The sequence below is a fragment of the Bifidobacterium stellenboschense genome (genome assembly GCF_000741785.1).
Lineage (GTDB): Bacteria > Actinomycetota > Actinomycetes > Actinomycetales > Bifidobacteriaceae > Bifidobacterium > Bifidobacterium stellenboschense.
In genome coordinates, this window is the sequence record NZ_JGZP01000004.1 from 118,752 (window position 1) to 137,383 (window position 18,632).

The 18,632-nt window shown below is 67.3% G+C and carries 14 protein-coding genes; 6 read left to right on the top strand and 8 right to left on the bottom strand.

Going from position 1 to position 18,632, the window contains the following annotated elements; all coding sequences use genetic code 11:
• The first annotated feature begins 3 nt into the window (after positions 1-3).
• The gene (locus tag BSTEL_RS01865) at positions 4-1,494 is read left to right on the top strand and encodes a sensor histidine kinase (protein WP_051922760.1); all 1,491 of its coding nucleotides are present in this window, start codon (positions 4-6) and stop codon (positions 1,492-1,494) included.
• A 146-nt stretch (positions 1,495-1,640) separates the two neighbouring features.
• Here BSTEL_RS01865 and BSTEL_RS01870 read toward each other — a convergent pair whose 3' ends face one another.
• The 4 genes from BSTEL_RS01870 to BSTEL_RS01890 form a co-directional block, all read right to left on the bottom strand.
• Positions 1,641-1,919, bottom strand: coding sequence for a WhiB family transcriptional regulator (locus tag BSTEL_RS01870; RefSeq protein WP_034526413.1), 279 nt, complete (start codon positions 1,917-1,919; stop codon positions 1,641-1,643).
• A gap of 137 nt (positions 1,920-2,056) precedes the next feature.
• Positions 2,057-3,928, bottom strand: coding sequence for an FtsK/SpoIIIE domain-containing protein (locus tag BSTEL_RS01875; protein ID WP_338010568.1), 1,872 nt, complete (start codon positions 3,926-3,928; stop codon positions 2,057-2,059).
• Between the two features lie 140 nt (positions 3,929-4,068).
• Positions 4,069-5,586, bottom strand: coding sequence for an LCP family protein (locus tag BSTEL_RS12275; RefSeq protein WP_084686043.1), 1,518 nt, complete (start codon positions 5,584-5,586; stop codon positions 4,069-4,071).
• Positions 5,587-5,764: 178 nt separating this feature from the next.
• Positions 5,765-7,198, bottom strand: coding sequence for an LCP family protein (locus BSTEL_RS01890; protein ID WP_238567601.1), 1,434 nt, complete (start codon positions 7,196-7,198; stop codon positions 5,765-5,767).
• A 243-nt stretch (positions 7,199-7,441) separates the two neighbouring features.
• On the opposite strand from BSTEL_RS01890, the gene BSTEL_RS01895 reads away from it, so the two are divergent.
• From BSTEL_RS01895 to BSTEL_RS01905, 3 genes are read left to right on the top strand one after another with little or no spacing between them, the layout of a single operon-like run.
• Positions 7,442-7,744, top strand: coding sequence for a WhiB family transcriptional regulator (locus BSTEL_RS01895; protein WP_034526568.1), 303 nt, complete (start codon positions 7,442-7,444; stop codon positions 7,742-7,744).
• Between the two features lie 23 nt (positions 7,745-7,767).
• Positions 7,768-10,896, top strand: coding sequence for a glycosyltransferase family 2 protein (locus BSTEL_RS01900; protein WP_051922761.1), 3,129 nt, complete (start codon positions 7,768-7,770; stop codon positions 10,894-10,896).
• Positions 10,893-12,404 (top strand): DUF5719 family protein, encoded by a 1,512-nt coding sequence (locus BSTEL_RS01905; RefSeq protein ID WP_034526421.1) that lies wholly within the window; start codon positions 10,893-10,895, stop codon positions 12,402-12,404. The genes BSTEL_RS01900 and BSTEL_RS01905 overlap by 4 nt, the downstream gene beginning before the upstream one ends.
• 24 nt (positions 12,405-12,428) lie before the next feature.
• Here the strand turns inward: BSTEL_RS01905 and BSTEL_RS01910 are convergent, their stop codons facing one another.
• Entirely contained in the window at positions 12,429-12,857 is a 429-nt protein-coding gene (locus BSTEL_RS01910) for a metallopeptidase family protein (RefSeq protein WP_084686045.1), read from the bottom strand.
• A 111-nt stretch (positions 12,858-12,968) separates the two neighbouring features.
• Between BSTEL_RS01910 and BSTEL_RS01915 the strand changes: the two genes are divergently transcribed.
• Positions 12,969-13,781 carry an HAD-IIB family hydrolase gene (locus tag BSTEL_RS01915; protein WP_034526427.1) on the top strand — a complete coding sequence of 271 codons (813 nt, stop codon included), beginning with the start codon at positions 12,969-12,971 and terminating at the stop codon, positions 13,779-13,781.
• A gap of 6 nt (positions 13,782-13,787) precedes the next feature.
• Positions 13,788-14,522: a ComF family protein gene (locus tag BSTEL_RS01920; RefSeq protein ID WP_034526429.1), complete on the top strand. Its 735-nt coding sequence runs from the start codon at positions 13,788-13,790 to the stop codon at positions 14,520-14,522.
• Here the strand turns inward: BSTEL_RS01920 and BSTEL_RS01925 are convergent.
• From BSTEL_RS01925 to glgB, 3 genes are read right to left on the bottom strand one after another with little or no spacing between them, the layout of a single operon-like run.
• Complete coding sequence (locus BSTEL_RS01925; protein WP_034526432.1) at positions 14,491-15,558, bottom strand: sensor histidine kinase; 1,068 nt, start codon at positions 15,556-15,558, stop codon at positions 14,491-14,493. The two genes, BSTEL_RS01920 and BSTEL_RS01925, sit on opposite strands and share 32 nt — an antisense overlap.
• Before the next feature lie 25 nt (positions 15,559-15,583).
• Positions 15,584-16,309, bottom strand: a complete 726-nt coding sequence (locus tag BSTEL_RS01930) for a response regulator transcription factor (RefSeq protein WP_034526435.1) — start codon at positions 16,307-16,309, stop codon at positions 15,584-15,586.
• 50 nt (positions 16,310-16,359) lie between these two features.
• Complete coding sequence (gene glgB, locus BSTEL_RS01935) at positions 16,360-18,591, bottom strand: 1,4-alpha-glucan branching protein GlgB (RefSeq protein WP_034526573.1); 2,232 nt, start codon at positions 18,589-18,591, stop codon at positions 16,360-16,362.
• Positions 18,592-18,632 lie beyond the last annotated feature (41 nt).

Sequence of the window (18,632 nt, forward strand, 5' to 3'; positions counted from 1 at the left end):
GCCATGGCAGATTTCTCCCAGATACTCGCAACGCGGCCGGACCTCGACGACAGGGACAGGGAATGGCTGCACCAGCTCGTCGCCGACTGGCAGGTGATCGCCGACCTAAGCTTCGCCGACCTCCTGCTCATCATGCAGAACGGCGACGGCCGCTACGTCGTGGCCGAGCAATGCCGTCCCTCCACCGTGATGACCCTGCGCGCCGATGACGTCGTCGGCGACATCATGCCCGAGGCGATGACCGGCGAACTCGACGCCGCCATGCAGTCGGCCGTCGTGTTCCGTTCCACCGTGCTTCGCACCGTCGGCAAAGCCACCATCTGCAACGTGTACGCGCCCGTGCGCCACAACGGCAAGACGCTCGGCCTCGTCGTGCGCGAGACCAACATGGCCACGCGTGAATCCAACGGCCGCTACGAATCCGAAAGCATCAACGCCGGCAAGCAGCTGTACGAGATGATTCCGCGCGGCCAGTTCCCGTACTCCGATTCGGTGATGAGCCAGCGCCACATGGCCCGAGTCGCCGACGGCTTCATCGTGCTCACGATGGATGGCATCGTCCGCTACGCCTCGCCGAACGCGATCAGCTGCTTCCGCCGTCTCGGCCTGCTCACCACGATGCAGGGCCATTACCTGAGCGAACTCGGCGCCGACCTGCTGCGCGAGCAGAACGAGCAGGTCGACGAGCAGCTGCCGCTCGTGCTTAGTGGCAAGGCCGCCGTCGACTCCGAGATCACCACGGACCGTTCCGCCGTGTCGGTGCGCTCGCTGCCCCTGTACGACATGAACGGCCGCACCGGCGGCATCGTCCTGTGCCGCGACGTCACCGAGCTACGCCGACGCGAGCAGGAGCTGCAGACCAAGGACGCGGCGATCTCCGAGATCCACCACCGCGTGAAGAACAACCTGCAGGCCGTCTCCGCCCTGCTGCGCCTCCAGGCGCGCAAGACCAAGTCGGAGGAGGTCAAGAAGGAGCTCAAGGAGGCGCAGCGCCGCGTGCAGACCATCGCCATGGTGCATGAGGGCCTGAGCCAGACCGTCGACGAGGTCGTCGACTTCGACAAGGTGATCGCCAGCCTGCTCAAGATGGCCGTCGACGTCGCCACGATGCGCGACCAGCACATCGACATCGACTTCGTCGGCAAGTTCGGCATGATGCCCGCCCAGGACGCGACCCCGCTGTCGCTCGTGCTCACCGAGCTCATCACCAACTCCGTCGAACATGGCTTCGAGGGCCGCAAGGAGGGTCACATCACCATCTCGGTGGGGCGTTCCGGCTCGAACCTGAGCGTCATCGTCGAGGACGACGGCACCGGCATCGACACGGAGGCGCAGGGCGGCATGGCGCGATCCTCCGGCTCCGGTCTCGGCACGCAGATCATCAACACGTTCGTCACGAACGATTTCGGCGGTACCGTGCGCTGGGAGCCGCGCCGCGACGGCGGCACCCGCGTCGTACTCGACATGAAGCTGCGCGCCGCACAGGCCGAGTAACGCGTCGCCGCCCGGCATCGGGAGATTCTTCCGAACCATATGAGGATGCCCGGCCCCACAAGGGACCGGGCATCCTCATATGCGAATATGCAAGCGAAAAGTCGCGGTTCCACCATGACGTCCGGACCGCGGAGACGACGCGAATCTCAGATCTGCATCTGCATGGCCTGCGAGCGGCGCAGACGCATCGCCTTGCGCTTGAGCTGGCGGCGTTCGTCCTCGCTCAGGCCGCCCCACACGCCGTAATCCTGATTCGTGTCAAGCGCGCACTTGAGGCATGCGTCGATCACCTTGCAGGTGCGGCACACGGCCTTCGCCTCCTCGATCTGCTGGTAGGCTGCGCCGGTGTTACCCACCGGGAAGAACAGCTCCGGATCCTTGTCGCGGCACGCGGCCTTGGCGCGCCAATCGTAAGCACTGCTCATCGTCGTTACACTCCTGTCCGAGCCCTCTACATCCTGTCTCCATATACCTAAGCACGTTCGCACGTCATTTTCAAGACTTTTCGCCAAAGAGATGAAGGGACGCGCCGGCACGCCCGGCGCGTCGGCGCACGGGTCCGTCACCCCGAGGCCGACACGCATTGCACCGCGGCGGCGCTGGCATGGTCGATGAGCACGGCGCGTCCGGGCAGCACCATGTCGTCATGATCGAACGACGTCCACATCTCGCCTGGGATGCCGTTCATCTGATCGGTGGCCCGGTCGCCGGTGGGGAACACCACGCGGATCGCGCAATGCTCCGGTACGCGGACATGCCTGCTGGTCTCCGTGGCGAACACCACGGTGACGCGATGATCCGCCAACGCCTCGCGCAGTTCGGTGCATAGCGGATCGTCGCCGAACGGGTCGAACAGGGGGTCGGCGTCGTCGACGAGCCAGACGAGACGCGGCGATCCGGGCGGCGGTGCGGGAGACATGCCGGTCGTCCGGAAGGCGTCGGCACCCGCAGGGGAGCCATCGTCGTATCCGTCGCCGTGCAGCGTCGTCGTCACGTACCCATCCCCCTCACGCGCGGTGAGACGCAGCGTGGGCGTGTCGTCGCCCGTCGCGCGCGCGACATGCCGTCGTATCACGTCGAGCAGGTTCGTCTTGCCCCGTCCATGCCGGCCGATGACGCCGATGTTGCCGCGGTCGAGTGGCAGGTGGGCGACGTGAAGCGTCACGCCGTCGTCGCGCAGTGCGAACGGCACGCCGCCGGAGACGGGCGTGGCGGGGAGCGCCGCCATACGGCGGGGCAGGGGAGCCGTGAACAGCGCGGGCGGCGGGATGCAGCCATGGAACCGTGCCGCGGCGGCGATGGCGTCGACGAGTCGGGGGATGTCCCGGGCGGCGGCGCAACGCCATGAGGTCACCGTCGCACCGTCGTTGCAGTAGGCGACGCCGGGCAGCGACGGTGGGATGTACGCCGCCTTCGTCGAACCGAGCAGCTCCGACGATTGCACGCCGTCGCGTACGCGCAGGCATATGCCGAGCGACATGTTCGCTTTCATGTCGGACGACACCTGACCCGCCGGATGCTGCGTGCAGGCGATCACATGCATGCCGAGCGCACGTCCGAGCGAGGCAATGCGCACCAGTCGGTCCACCATGTCCGGCAGTTGGTCCTTCAACGCGTGGAATTCGTCGGCCACGATGACGAGGCGTGGAGGCGCCATGGCTCCCAGATCGGTCACGTCCTGCGCATGGGCGTCGGCCATGAGCCGTTCGCGTCGTCTCAGCTCGGCCTCGATGGCGTTGAGGGCGCGCGTGGCGTGCCGCAGATCGAGATCGCAGACGTTGCCGACGCAGTGGGGGAGCCGTTCCAACGCACGGAATGCGGTGCCGCCTTTGAAGTCGAGGAACACGAACCGCAGAGCGTCCGGCGTGTTGCGGCAGGCCAATGCGAGACACCAGCTCTGCAACAGTACCGATTTCCCCGATCCCGTGGTGCCCGCGACCAGGGCGTGCGGCCCCTGTCGTCTCAGGTCGAGCCGGAACACGCCATCCGCATGCATGCCGACCGGTACATCCAGCGAGGCGGGTTCCAGCCACCGGCGTGCTATCGTGCGCCAAGGCAGGTCGTCGTCGACCGGTCGCAGCGACAGCAGTCCCTCCAACGGCATCGCATCGATCAGGTCGAGCCGTGTGCCGTCGTCGATGGCCTCGCGCCGCGCCGCCTCGTCGCGCGCGACATCGTCGTCCCCGGCGTGGCCGCCGCGTCGTCGCGCCGCGGAGGCGAGCATCATGGCGAGACAGCCGATGATCGAGGGGACGAGCATCATGGCGAACAGCCAGCGCCGCATCGTGAGCAGCACGGCGAGCATGATGGCCTGCGCGACGAGCGGCGCCGCCGTCGCCACCATGGTGAGCCGTTCCTCACGACGCGACGGATCGTCGCGGCGGCGATCGCCGTTTCCGCCTCGGCGTGCTGATGATCGTGATCTGCCTGTCATGCGACCAGTGTGGACGGACGGCGCACGTGGACGCAAACGGTGCGGGGAATGTGGTCGGAGCCCTCACGAATCTTCACAATTCAGGAGGGCTCCGATGAATCGGTCGTGTGGGCGGTCGGTCGAAGGCGTGCCGCCGGTCCTCAGCTGTTCTCGGCGAGTGTGCCGACGGTGCCCGCCTTGTGCGTGCCCGCCGCGAGTTCGGAGAACAGCTCCGTGTTCTTCGTGTCGTCGAGCAGCACCGAGGAACCGACGCCGTCGACCTGATAGTCGGGGTCGGACCAGTAGACGCTGCCGGTGACGCCCTTGGAACCGGTGGCGTCCTTGAACGCCAGCGCCATGTCGATCAGGGTGCTGGTGGAGGTCTTGGAGTCGAAGGTCACCGCAGCGAGCCCGGCGTCCGCGACCTTCATCGCCTTCGCCGGATTGCCGAGCACCTCCTTGGAGGAGACCTTCGAGACGATCGCCGAAATCACCTGGCGTTGGCGTTGGGCGCGGCCGAAGTCGCCGTTCGCGTCCGCATAGCGCATGCGGGAGAACGCGAGCGCCGTCGTGCCGTCCGCCACATGGCATCCGGCCTGCCAGTTCAACCCGGAGTATGGATCCTGCACCGTCTCGTCGTAGCACAGCTTCACGCCGCCGACCGCGTCGACCACGGTCGTGAGACCTCCGAACTTGATTTTGGCGATGTGATCGATCTTCTGTCCGGTGATCTGCTCGACCGTGCTCACGAGCGCCCGATTGCCGTTGAGCTGCGCGACGGCGTTGATTTTCATGTAGGTGCCGTCCACCTGGGTGAGCGAGTCGCGGGGGATGGAGATGAGCGAGTTGGGACCGTTCTTCGGTTTGGTGAGCACGAGGATCGTGTCCGTGCGGAATCCCGGCGTGTCGTCGGCGCTGCCGCCGGCCGTGCCGTCGCGTTCGTCGGAGCCGAGGATCAGCCAGGTCTCCGCCGACGTGTCCGCCATGGATGTGAGCCAGCCGTCCTCCTTGTTGAGACGGGAGCCTACCCAATGCCATGCGCCGAATACGGCGAGCACGAGCGCGACGAGCAGCACGGCGATCGTGCCGAGGATGATATGCGGGGCGCGATGGCGCAGGGTGCGCAGTGCATGCCCTTGTCCCGCATGTTGCAGTCCGTCACGGACGGCGGTATCGCGACGCGGACGATCCGGCCTCGCCGCGCGAGCCATGCGGTCGTCGGGACGATGCGGGCCGGCGACGTTGCTGGAACCCGTCGACCGCCGGGCGGCGCGCACCGGTGCGGGGGAGAAGCTGCGTGGCGCTTCATTCCGGACGTGCGGAGCGGCCGAAGCCGATGACGCCGATCGCGGCACGGATGAGGAACGGGGCGACTGTGATGACGCTGCCGTTGATTTCGAGATGTGCGGAGCCGCGGACGATGCACCGGAACGGGGAGCGAACGAGGCGGGGGCCGGCTGCGCCGACTGCCTCGTACGGGCGTGACGTGCCTCGGCGCGCGACGGGGTCGGAGTGAAGCTCGGCGGGACGGCCGAGGACGCGGATGCGGGCGATGCGGCCGGCGTGGGCTGCACGGTGCGCGCCGGCATGGCTTCCGCCGCGGGACGACGTCGGGATCCGGCGGGGATGAAGCTCGGAGGAATCCCCTGAGAGCGTGATTCCTCGTCTTCCTGCGTCATGCCGCCTCCCCATGCCTGTCGATCGGATACGTTGTCTGAACCTATGTCACTGTTGCACATCGTGGTGCCGGGGCGGGACGGGTGCCCGTTATTTTCTCATTTCCGGCACATGCGGAGGGCCCGCGACGCAGATGCGCGTCGCGGGCCCTCCATTGGAACCCGTCCCGTCCGTCACGGACTACTGCTTGGTGGGGCAGGCCACGTTGTTGAGGTAGGCCTCGGAGATGCCGATCACCTGACCGCTGGCCGCGTCCTTGATGATGCCGGTCTCCGTGTCGATGACGCCGCCGGTGGCGGTGTCGATGTACTGGCCGGAGGCATCCTGCTCGATGCCGTCGGCGACCTTCGTGTTGCCGGTTTGGGAAGACTGGTCGGAGCCCTGCTGGTCGGTCGTGGACTGGTCCGTGGAGTTCTGGTCGGTCGTGGACTGGTCGGAGCCGCCGTTCTGATCGGACTGTCCGGATTGGTCGGAGCCCGTGGAGCCGGAATCCGTGGACTGCTCCACGAACGGTTCGCCGTTGCGCATCTTCGCCCACAGGGTGTCGGCGTCGTCGCCCCACACCACGCGGTTCGGGTCGCTCGGCGCGGCGACCACCGGCACGGTGCGCGTGTAGAAGTTCGAGACGTTGAGATCCTTGAGGCTCATGGCAAGACCGGCGAGCGTGGTCGTGTTCGCCAGTCCCTTGGAGATGTTGAGCGACTTGAGCGCCGCCTTGGCGAGCTGGTACAACTGGCCGGACTGGGTGAGCATGTTCTTCTGGAGCGCCTCGTTGAGCAGCTGCTTGACGAGATACTGCTGTCGGGTGGTGCGCTGCACGTCGGAGCCGTCTCCGGCGCCGTGGCGCAGACGGGCGTACTGGGTGGCGGCGGTGCCGTCGAGATGCTGCCAGCCCTTGCTGAGGTTCATACCGGTGTAGCCGTCGGAGATGTCCGCGGGGATGCACAGATCCACGCCGTTGATAGCGTCAATCATGTTTTTGAGACCGTTGAAGTCGACGACGATGAAGTTCTGGATGTTCAGGCCGGTCAGCGAGTTCACCGCGTTCATCGTGCAGCTGGCCGCCGAGGCGAGATCGCCGCCCTGGCTGTAGCCGGAGGCGAAGATCGAGTTGAACATCACGTTGTACTGGGCTTCGAGCGTGCCGTTCGAGGTCTCGCAGCTCGGCGCGTCGATGAGGGAGTCACGGGGGATGGACACGAGGTTGATGTACTTGCGGTCCGCGGAGATCTGCATGACCATCGTCGTATCCGCGTTGTGCGTGCCCTGGACATCCGCTTCGGAACCGCCGATGGCGCTGTTGTCGCCGTCGCGGGTGTCCTGCCCGAGGATGAGGATTTCCAGCGACTTGCCGGCGTTCGGGTCGACGACCTGCGTGGAGGCGGACTTGCCGTTCTGCTGGATGACGTCGACGGCCTGATCGGTGATCGTGCCGTTGATGTCAAGCAGCGTCGCGCCCGCCGCGGTGCCGGCGAACACGAGTACGGCCGCCACCGCGCAGATCACGGTGTTGCGCAGTCTGTGTTGTACGCGGAACGCGACGCTATGGCGCGGAGGACAATCCCCCCAGCCGTTGACGTTGGGGATATCGGCACCGGATCTCTTCGAGCTCACGGACGCAAACCTTCCTGTCGGAGACAAAAATCCTTTTGATTGTACGGCAGGCGGACGAAAAGACTTCGGGAGACCTGTGGCGGAGAGAAGTCCGGGCCTCCGGAATCCGGCGAAAACGGCCTTATACCACAGTCCGCGTCCGAAGTGTGGCATTGACACGGCTCCACTTGACAAAAGGCGAAGCGCATGTGTGTAATCTAACACGAAGGAACAGGCTCGAGTCAGGCAAGGGAGGTCATGCGCATGTGGGGCATTGCCGAGGACTCCGCCGACGAGCCGCTGGAGGAGCTGCTGTGGGGGTTGTTCTCGCCGGACGGCGACGTGTCATGGCAGCGCAAGGCGTTGTGCTCGCAGACCGACCCCGAGGCGTTCTTCCCGGAGAAGGGCGGTTCGACGCGTGACGCCAAGCGCGTATGCGCGCAATGCGAGGTGCGTCAGCAATGTCTGGAATGGGCCATCGACCATGATGAACGGTTCGGCATCTGGGGCGGCATGAGCGAGAGGGAACGCCGACGGTACAAGAAAACACGCAAGGAGCAGGCGTGACTGACAACGAACGAACTTCCACCATGACGGGCGGCGTGCGCCGGGTTCTGGCCGACGCATTGGCCGCCCGTCCGTATTCGCACGCGAGGGCCGTCGAGACGGGCGTCGCCGCGGTCGTGGCCGTCGAGGAGGACCTCCGGTTCCTGCCGGACACGCTCGCGGCCCTGCTCGGCCAGACCGTGCTGCCCGGCGTCATCGTCATCGCCGACTGCACCGGCGGCACGGCGCAGCCGCTGCGCACCTCGTTCGATGTGACCGTGACGCCCTCCGACCCGATGCTTGGCCATGAGCCGCGCACGGTGTCCGTCGACGTGCGTCTCGTCCGCGCGCAGGGCGCGTCGTCGTTCGGCGACGCCGTCGCCAAGGCCATGGACTATGCGCGGCTGGACGCGTCCACACGCGCGCTATGGCTGCTGCACGACGACTCCCGTCCCGCCGACGAGCGTTGTCTGGAGCATCTCGTCGAGGCATGGCGCAACTCGCCGGGAGCCTCCCTGCTCGGAGGCAAGCAGCTCGACTGGGAGGGGACGCGTCTGCGCGGCGTCGGCGCCTATGCCGCGGGCCACGCCGTCAACACGCTGGTCGTCGACGGCGAACCCGATCAGGAGCAGTACGATTCCCGCGCCGACGTCTTCGCCGTGTCGATGGCGGGCGCGCTCGTCCCGATGGAGACGTATCGCGCGTTCGGAGGATTGAACGGATGGTTCACCACCTACGCCGAAGGCGCCGACCTGTGCCGCAGGATCTGCCGTGGCGGCGGCCGCGTGGTCGTCGTGCCGCGCGCCGGCATCGCCCATCGCCGCGCCCGCTTCGAGGGCGTACGCACCCGGGAGGGTGAAGGACTCGACGAGGAGGACGCCGTCAATCCCGCCATGCGCGTGCTGTCCGCGTGGCGGCACTACCGGTACACGGACATCGCCATGCTCCGCTGGCCGCTCGTCTGGCTGTGGTCGCTGCTCGCGGCAATCGGACTCGCTCTGGCGCGTCTCGTCGCCAAGCAGCCGTACGAGGCATGGTGCGAGCTGTGCATGCCGTGGCGCGCGCTCGGATCGCTGCCCGGTGCCATGCGCGCCCGCAGGGCCGTCGCGCGCCAGACGAAGGTGAGTCGGCAGCGTCTCGCACTGCTCACCGCCACACGTGAGCAGATCTCCCAATGGCACGAACGCAGCCGCGCGCTCGCCGATCAGCAGGGCACCGTGCTGCTCGGCCCGCTGGTGCGTTCCCATCTGCGCATGCGCGCCCTGCGCCGCTGGGGCCTCGCCGCCGCGATGGCGATCGCCGCGTTCATCGTGGTGGTGGCGCTCGACTGGTCGCTGTTCCGCGCGGCCCTGTCCGGCTCGTCGCTGACCTCCGCTCAGTGGTTGCCCACCAACGCGTCGCTCGCGCAATTGTTCTCCGCGGCCACCACGCAGTGGACGTGGGGCGTCGGTGTCGGCGTCGCCGTTCCTCCCGCCCCGTGGCTGTGGGTGCTGCTGCTCGTCTCGCTGATTACCGGCGGGCATGTGGCCGCCGCCACGAGCGTCATGTTCTTCCTTGCCGCACCGCTTGCCGCCCTCTCCTTCTGGGCGCTGGCGGGCGTGTTCACCCGTTCCGATGCGGTGCGCGTGATTTCCGGCCTGCTCTGGGCATCGCTCGGTCTCGCGCTCGGCCTGTATTCCACGGCCGATCTGCCGATGCTCACCGTGATGGTGTTCCTGCCGGCGGCGTTCGCGTTCACGTTCCGCGCGGTGGGGCTCTACCATACGGAGGATCCCATTCGACCCCGCCCCTCGGTGCAGTCCTCGGCCGCGGCCGCCCTGTGCTACATGCCGGTGGTCGCCGCCGAACCGCAGCTGCTGCTGCCGCTCGTCGTCACGTTCCTCGTGTTCCTGCTGTTCGTGCCGCGTCACCGCGCGATGCTGCTGCTCATGCCGGTTCCGGCGGCACTGCTTGCAGCCCCCACGCTCGTGGCGTGCGTGCGCTACGCCTCGCGCGGCGAATGGCGTCAGCTGTTCGGTGACATGACGGTGCCGGCATCGTCCGCCGACGGCCGTCCCGCCGCGCTCAATCTCACCGAGGTGGTCATCCGCGCGTTCGGCTTCGACGAGTCGGCCGGATTCGGACAGTTCCTCGCATCCGGTTTCGGCATCGCCACGTTGTGCATGCTGGTCGCCGTGACCGTGCTCGCCGTCATCTCGCTGGTGCTGCCGTTCGCCTTGCGCGCCTCCCGCATGATGTGGGTGACGATCGTGGCCGGAGGCGCGTTGAGCCTCGGCTCGGCCCGCGTCGCCGTCGCGCTGGATGCCGACGGCGCCGTCGGCGGCTCCGTGCTGCCCGGTCTCGTGTTCGCCATGCTCGGCGCCCTGTCGTGCGTGTGCCTGATGGCGGGAGGCGCGGTACGCCGGTTCGTCGCGTTGAGCGCTCCCGGCGCCGCCGGCAAGGCGCACGTGTCGGGACGCCGCGTGGCGATCGTCGCCGGCCGTGTATGTTTGTGCGTTGCCCTGGCCGTCGGCGTCGTCGCCTGGACCGGGTTCTCCACGGCCCGTCACGTCGCCGGTTCGGTGCGCGTCGCCGGCTCCGGTCTGCCGATGGTCGCCATGGACATGCTCGAAGGTCAGTCGGGACAGCGCATCCTCGCGCTCGACGCGGAATCGCGCTCCAACGTCTCCTACGCGGTGATGGACACCTCGACCGGTGACCTGGTCGATTCGTCGCCCGCATGGCGGGCGCGTCAGACCGCGGGACAGGAGAACGCCACGGACACCGCCATCGGCGGACTGTCCGCGCGGCTCCTGTCGAACAGCGACGACGCGGCCATCGCCGAACTCGTCAAGCTCGGATTCGGCGGCGTGTTCGTCGTCTCCGGTCAGTCCGGTTCCGACCAGCTCGCCACGAACATCACCGCATCCGACGGCACCCAGTCGGTCGTCACCTCGAACGCCGGCACCTATTATCGCCTGACCGCGGCCGAAGGCACGGGCGTCGGCGTCGACGCCAAGGGAGAACAGGCCATGGAGCATAGTCCATGGCGTTACGCGTGGCTGGCCGCGCTCGGCGTGACGAGCCTGCTGTACGTACTGGTCGCCGTGCCCCGGCGGCGTCGACGCGAACGGCCCGACGAGGATGAGCAGGACGCACAGGCCGAATCCGGACAGGAGGTCGTGAAGGCATGAACCGGCAGGGAACACCGATGCGCGTGCTGCGCATCATCACGGCGGTCGTCACCAGTGTGCTGCTTCTTGCGGCGTTCGCGCTGCTGGCGGTCGTCCGCATGCCCGATCTGATGGTCGACGACGCGTCCGGCACGCTCGGATCATCGCACCGCATCGTGCAGGAGAAACTCGAGGCCTACTGTCCGGCCCGCATGCAGCTGCCCGACTCCACCGACTGGGGCGACAGCGAATACCGCGCCTCCGACGGCGACATCGCCACGTCCACGGCGCTCGCCGCATTCGGTTCCGTCTACGCCTCCACCTCGTCGCCGCTCGACCTGACCGGCGATGGGAAGACCACGTCGCTCAAAGCGCCCGACAAGCCGGTCAGCCGTGACGCCATGGTGCTTCGGGACGACGGTGACTACTCCCGTCTGCTCGACACGAACCTGCTCAAGGCGGGCGATGGCTCCGGACACGCCGGCGTCATCGTGTCGCACGCCTCCGACGGCGATTTGCGTGGCATCGCCGCCGCCACCTGCGCCACCCCGGCGATGAGCCAGTCGTTCCTGCTGACCTCCACGGCGACCGGCACCCGGCAGCAGCTGGTACTCGCCAACCCCTCGTCGAAGGCGACCACCGTGTCCGTCACCGTGGTCGGCAGCAAGAACGCCGGCAGGATGAGCCTGTCCACCGCAGGCAGCGCCACCGTCGCCGCCGAAAGCGAAACCGTCGTCGACCTGTCCGCCGCGGCCTCCGGTCAGGATGGTCTCTACGTCACCGTGAACAGCGGCGCCACGCCGGTCGGCGCCGTCGTGCGCACCACGGCGAGCAGCGGACTGACGCCCAAGGGATCCGATTTCACGATGCCGGCGGGTGACGCCACCGTGACGAACATCATTCCCGGCATCGCCGAAGGCGACGGTGTGAGCCTCTACCTGTACGGCGAGCAAGCGGGGGAGGTGTCCCTCTCCTGGGCCACCGATGGAGGCGCGAAAGGCATCCGCAAGGAACAGGTGAAGGCCGATCGCGTCACCGTCATCGATCTGGGCAAGGCGCCCAAGAATGCGCGCGGCGTCATCGTCTCCGGCGGCGACCACGCCTTCGTGGCCTCCGCCAAGGCGACGCGCTCCGGCTCCGGCGGCCAGGAGGACTTCGCGCTGCTGCAGGCGGCGCAGCCCGCGGTCTCCTCCGGCATGGCGATCGCCGACGGCATCGACACGACGCTCACGTTCATCAACGCCGGCGACGAGGACGCGACCGTGAAACTCACGTTCATGGACGAATCCGGCAAGGCCGGCGACGAACGCGACGTGGCCGTCAAGGCACATGACGCGACCACCGTGAAGGGGGAGGGCGTCGCGGCCGTCGTATCCGACGAGAACAAGACAGTCTCCTGGGGTGCGCGCATCACCGGCGGCGGACTCGATTCGTCGAAGACCGCGGGATTGTCCGCGGTCGCGCCCACCACGCTCGCGGTGCGCGAGGAAATCGTCAGGGCCGTTCCCGACCAGTCGATCGTACGCTGAGGGAGGGCTGGGACCGACCGGACCTCACCATTCGAAGTCCGGGTCGAGTTCCTCCGGCCGACGGCCGTACAGTTCGCCCAGACGGATGACGAGCTCGTCGCGGATCGCCCACTGGAGATCATCCCTGCCGCGCGTATGCGACTGCAACGGCATGCGGTAGAGCACGATGCGCGCCGGCATGCCATGATCGGCCGGGAACAGGCGTGAGTTGATGCTCGGCTCCGCCTCCCACGGCGCCGGGTCGGACGGCGGCACGTCCTCCACCGCGAACTGCACCGGCTTGACCAGTTGGGGCCACGCCTCGGCCAGACGGCGGATGTGCGCGGCCACCAGATCGTCGAACATGCCCGAACGGGTGCGGTACCGTGGCAGACGTGTGCCGAACATCGGCGTACGCATGCCACGGCCATGACGATTGCGGTATACTCGTTCATTCCAAGGGGCTTCAAGCATGGCACCCACTGTAGGCCATGCCGGCGGCAACCGCGAGGACGCGGCCGGCACAGGCATGGCGGCTAGGATAGTGCGCATGCGATCGCCGCATGCGACGGACAGGAGACGACGATGATCAGACCGTGGGACGACTGGGATCTCGACATGCTCTGCGCCCGCATGCGATTGATCGGCTTCGATCTGGACAACACGCTCGCCAACTCGAAGAAACCCATGGTCCCCGCGATGGCGCGACGGTTCAGCGAACTCACCCGCCGCATCGATGTGGCCGTCATCACCGGAGGACGCTACGGGCTCGTCGTCAGCCAGATCCTCGACGTGCTCGACCCCGGCGCCGATCTCGCCCGCCTTCACCTCATGCCCACGTCCGGAACCTGCTATCGGCGCTGGGAGCATGGTACATGGGCCAAGGTCTTCAGCCACGACCTCGACGACGACCAGCGTTCCCGCGCCCGTGAGAGCCTGGAGCGCCGGGCCCGCGAGCAGGGCGTCTGGTTCGAGAAGGTGTGGGGCGAACGCATCGAGGACCGCGGATCCCAGATCACCCTGTCCGTGCTCGGCCAGCAGGCGCCATTGGAGGCCAAGCAGGCGTTCGACCCGACCAACGAGGTGAAGGCGCGGCTCGCCGAGGCCGTCGCCGCCGACCTGCCCGACCTCAAGGTGCACGCGGGCGGCTACACGAGCATCGACGTGGCGCAACGCGGCATCGACAAGGCGTTCGCCGTGCGTGAGCTCGCCCGGCATCTCGGCATCGACGTGGGGAGCATCGCGTTCGTCGGCGACCGCATGCAGCCCGGCGGCAACGACTATCCCGCGGCCCAGGCGGGCGCCATGGGCGTATCGGTCCGCGACCCGTCCGACACGATGCGGCTGATCGACGGGTTGCTGGAACGCCTGCCCCTCCCCGCGGGCATCACGCTGTAGGAGCTGATGACGATGCGCGCCGGCACACTGCTCCCCGCCATGATGGGACTCGTGCTGCCGCGCGGCTGCGCGGGCTGCGGCACGCCGGACGAAGTGCTCTGCCCGGCCTGCCGCAGCCTGTTCGATGACACGGTGATCGTGCCGTCATGCGTGCCGGGCGTGCCCGTAGCCGCATGCGCGACCTATCGCGGTGCGGTCAGACGAGCCATCCTCGCATGGAAGGATCACGGCGACGAGGAATGTGACCGTCCGTTCTCCCAAGCGCTGTGCGCGCTCGCGGACCGTATGCCGGTGGCGGGCGTCGCCGGCGGGGAAGACGACGACGCCCGCCGCATCGGAGGCCGGGATACGATGCTCATCGTTCCGGCACCGTCGTCGAAACGGTCGGCACGGCGTCGTGGACGCAGACACATGCGGCCGCTGGTGCGCGCCGTCGCCGCGGCATATCGCGCGCGGGGCGTGCCAGCGCACGCGGAGGAGGCGCTGGCATCGCACACCATGGGCGGCCGATCCGTGGAGATGAAGGGCCGCGCCGGTCGCGCCGCCCGTGTGGGAGGCAGCGGCATCGTCGTGACACGGCCATCGCTGGTACGGGGCCGACGCGTCATACTCGTCGACGACATCGTCACCTCCGGCGCGACGATGCGCGCCTGCGCGGCCGCGCTGCGGACGGCCGGCGCGCAGGTCGTCGCCTGTCTCGCGCTCGCAGCTACGCCGCGGTATGACGTTTCGGCAATGTGATTTCGAAATCGGCGCCGCGCATGTCGTCGACGACGCGCACGTCGCCGCCGTGCAGCTGGGCCGCCCAACGCGCAATCGACAGGCCGAGGCCCGTGCCGCCCGATTCGGTGCCCGGACCGGACTTGCCTTTGACGAAGCGTCGGAAGATGTCCGAACGCGCTTCGGGGGCGATCTGCGAGCCGAAGTTCACGACGTTCGTCACCACCGTGCCGTGCGTCTCGTCCTCATGGACCTCGACGAGCACGCTCGTGCCGTCGGGGGAGTGCTTCAACGCGTTGCCGATGATGTTGGTGAACAGTTGGCGCAGACGATCCTGATCGCCCTCCATCACGATGCCGGGGGCGACCTGCATGCGGATGTCGTGCGCGTGGCCTCCGTCGGCGATCTCCAACGGCTCGATCGTGTCATCGAGGAATTCGCCGAAATCGAAGCGTTCGATCTCGAGGCTCGCCGCGCCCGCCTCCATGCGGCTCAGGTCGAGCAGGAACGCGATGAGATCGCTCAGCCGCTGCGTCTGGTCGAGGATGCCCTCCAGATTCGCCGGCGTCGGTTCGGTGACGCCGTCCGCCATGTTCTCCACCTGCGCCTGCAATGCGGAGACGGGCGTGCGCAGCTCATGGCTCACGTTGGCGATCATGTCGCGGCGCATCTGGTCGGCATGCTGGAGCTCGGCGGCCATCTCGTTGAACGAACGCGCGAGCTGGCCGACCTCGTCGTGGCTGGATTCGTCCATCGGCACGCGCACCGTGTAGTCGCCGTCGGCCATCGCCTCGGCGGCGTCACGCAACTGGCGTAGGCGTGCGGTGAGACCGCGCGAGAAGAGATACGTGATGCCGAGCGCCACCACGAGGGTGACCGGCATGGCGAGCCATCCGCTCCAGCCGAATTTCAGCAGGAACCAGCACATCGCGAACGCGATCGCCGTGGCGAATACGAGCAACGCGCACAATTCGAGTTTGAGCGAGGAGAATACGCCGAGCGGGCGCACGCGTTCGCGACGTGCGCCCGCTCGGCGGGAGTCGACGGGTTTCGACATGTGCCTTATCCGTTCCGGTGCGCCGTCACTCGGCCGACGGAGGCTCGAACGCATAGCCGACGCCATGCACCGTGCGGATCATGTTCGGGCCGAGCTTGTGCCGCAGCGCCTTGACATGGCTGTCGACCGTGCGGGTGCCGGACGCGTCCACCCAGTCCCACACTTCCTCGAGCAGCTTCTCACGGGTGAGCACGGACTTGGGTTTGCGCGCGAGCGTGGCCAGCAGGTCGAATTCGGTGGGGGTGAGGTGCACGTAGTCGCCGTTCACGCTCACCGTGCGCTGCGCCGGGTCGATGACCAGCGTGCCGAAGTCGAGGATCTTCTCGTTCTCGGCGTTCTTGGCGATGACCTTCGCGCGTTCGACGCGGCGCAGCAGCGCCTTGCAGCGGGCGATGAGCTCGCGCATAGAGAACGGCTTGGTCATGTAGTCGTCCGCCCCGGCGCCCAGGCCGATCACCTTGTCCGCCTCGTCGTCGCGGGCGGTGAGGATGAGCACCGGCACCGGACGGGCGGCCACGATGCGTTTCGTCGCCTCGAGGCCGTCCATTACCGGCAGCATGATGTCCATGATCACCAGATCGGGCCTCAGCTGCGCCGCGGCCTGCACGGCGCTGGCGCCGTCGCCGGCCACGCGCGCCGTCCACCCTTCGGCGGTGATGCGCTGCGCGATGGCCGTGGCCAGCGTCGGTTCGTCCTCCACGACCAGCACCGTGCGGGGCGTGGTCTGTTGGCGTGCCGTGGTATTGAGCATGGTTGTTCTTGCCGCCTTTCAGCCGGTGATCAGTGGGTGTTCGCCTTTCGTCACTCTTCCGGCTTCAAGAATACAGCGCCGAGCGCCGGAATGGTGAGTTTCGCCGAGGCCGGACGCGAATGGTACTCGCCGGCGTCCGCCTCGAACGTGCCGTTCTTGATGTCGGAGCCGCCGTACTTCTTCGCGTCGGTGGTGAACACCTCGGTCCACTTGCCGCCCTTCGGCAGCGGCACCTGATAGTCGGACCAGGCCTCGCCGGAGAAGTTCACGACCACGACGACGGTCTCGCCCTTGGATCCGACACGCATGAAGCTCAGCGTGTTGTGGTCGGCGTCGTCGCTGGTGAGCCACTGGAAGCCGTCGGGCGTGAAGTCCTGGCTCCAGATGGCCGGCGTGTCCTTGTACAGCTTGTTGAGGTCGGCGACCATGGACTGCACCTCGCGGTGGTCCTCCCAGTCGAGGCATGCCCAGTCGATCGAGTTGTTGTGGTCCCACTCGCCCCACTGTGCGAGCTCGTTGCCCATGAACGTGAGCTTCTTGCCCGGATGCGCCCACTGGTAGGCGAACAGGGCGCGCACGCCGGCGTACTTCTGCCAGCCGTCGCCCGGCATCTTGCCGTACAGGGAGCCCTTGCCGTACACGACCTCGTCGTGGCTCAGCGGCAGCACGTAGTGCTCCGAGTAGGCGTACACCATCGAGAAGGTGATCTCGTTGTGGTGCCACTTGCGGTTGATGGGCTCCTCGTGCAGGTACTCGAGCGTGTCGTGCATCCAGCCCATGTTCCACTTGAGGCCGAAGCCGACGCCGCCCTGGTCGGTGGGGGCGGTGATGCCCGCGTAGGCGGTGGACTCCTCGGCGATCATCAGGATGCCCGGGTTGTTCTTGTATGCGGTCGCGTTCGCCTCCTTGAGGAAGTCGATGGCCTCCAGGTTCTCGCGTCCGCCGTAGATGTTCGGATGCCACTGGCCGGGCTCGCGGCTGTAGTCGAGGTACAGCATCGAGCTGACCGCGTCGACGCGCAGGCCGTCGATATGGTATTCGCCGAGCCAGAAGCAGGCGTTGGCGACGAGGAAGTTGCGCACCTCGTGGCGGCCGAAGTTGAAGATGTAGGTGCCCCAATCCGGGTGCTCGCCGCGGGTCGGGTCCGGATCCTCATACAGCGGGGTGCCGTCGAAGCGGCCGAGCGCGAACGCGTCCTTCGGGAAGTGCGCGGGCACCCAGTCCATGATCACGCCGATGCCGGCCTCGTGCAGGCGGTCGACGAGGTACTTGAAGTCGTCCGGGCCGCCGAGACGTGAGTCGACCGCGTAGTAGCCGGTGACCTGATAGCCCCAGGAGCCAGTGAACGGGTATTCGGCGAGCGGCATGAACTCGACGTGCGTGAAGCCCATCTTCTCGATGTACGGCACGAGCTTGTCGGCCAGCTCGCGGTAGTTGCTCACGTCCTTGCGCCAGCTGAGCGCGTTCATCTCGTAGATGGCGACCGGCTTGTTCATCGGGTCGGTCTTGGCGCGGTTCTCCATCCACGCGTCGTCCCGCCATTCGTGCGTCGAGTCGACGACGATTGAGCCGGTGGCCGGCGGCACCTCGTGGGAGCGCTCCATCGGATCGGCCTTGTCGACCCACTCGTAGTTGGCGTTGAGGATCTGGTACTTGTACACCTCACCGGCGCCGATGCCCGGGATGAAGATCTCCCACACGCCGGAGGAGCCGAGCGCGCGCATCGCATGGCGACGGCCGTCCCACGAGTTGAAGTTGCCGATCACGCGCACCGCGTGCGCGTTCGGCGCCCACACGGCGAAGGAGACGCCGGACACGTCCCCCATCGGATCGGAGTAGTGACGCACGTGCGCGCCCAGGGCCTCCCACAGGCGCTCGTGGCGGCCCTCGCCGAACAGGTAGGTGTCCATCTCGCCGACGGTGGGCAGGTAGCGGTACGGGTCGTCCTCGACGAACGGTTCGCCGCCCTCGTAGGAGACCTTCACGCGGTAGTCGGGCACGCTGTAGCCGTGGTCGGTCCTGGCGGAGGGCACCACAGCGATGAACACGCCGTTGTATTCGTGCTCGGCCGGGTATTCCCCGTCCTGGGTGAGGATGGCGACGGTCTTCGCCATCGGGCGCAGGACGCGGATCGTGGTCTGGTCGGCATGCGGGTAGTTCGCCATATGCGCACCGAGGATGGCGTGCGGGTTGTAGAACTCCGCGTTGCTGACTTTGTCGAGGTCGCCCTGGTTGACGGGCACGGCGACGGTATCTTCATTGATGTTCGTGTTTGTAGCCATGTGCATAGTGTACGGCTACAAACGTTATCATCGCCGCTTTT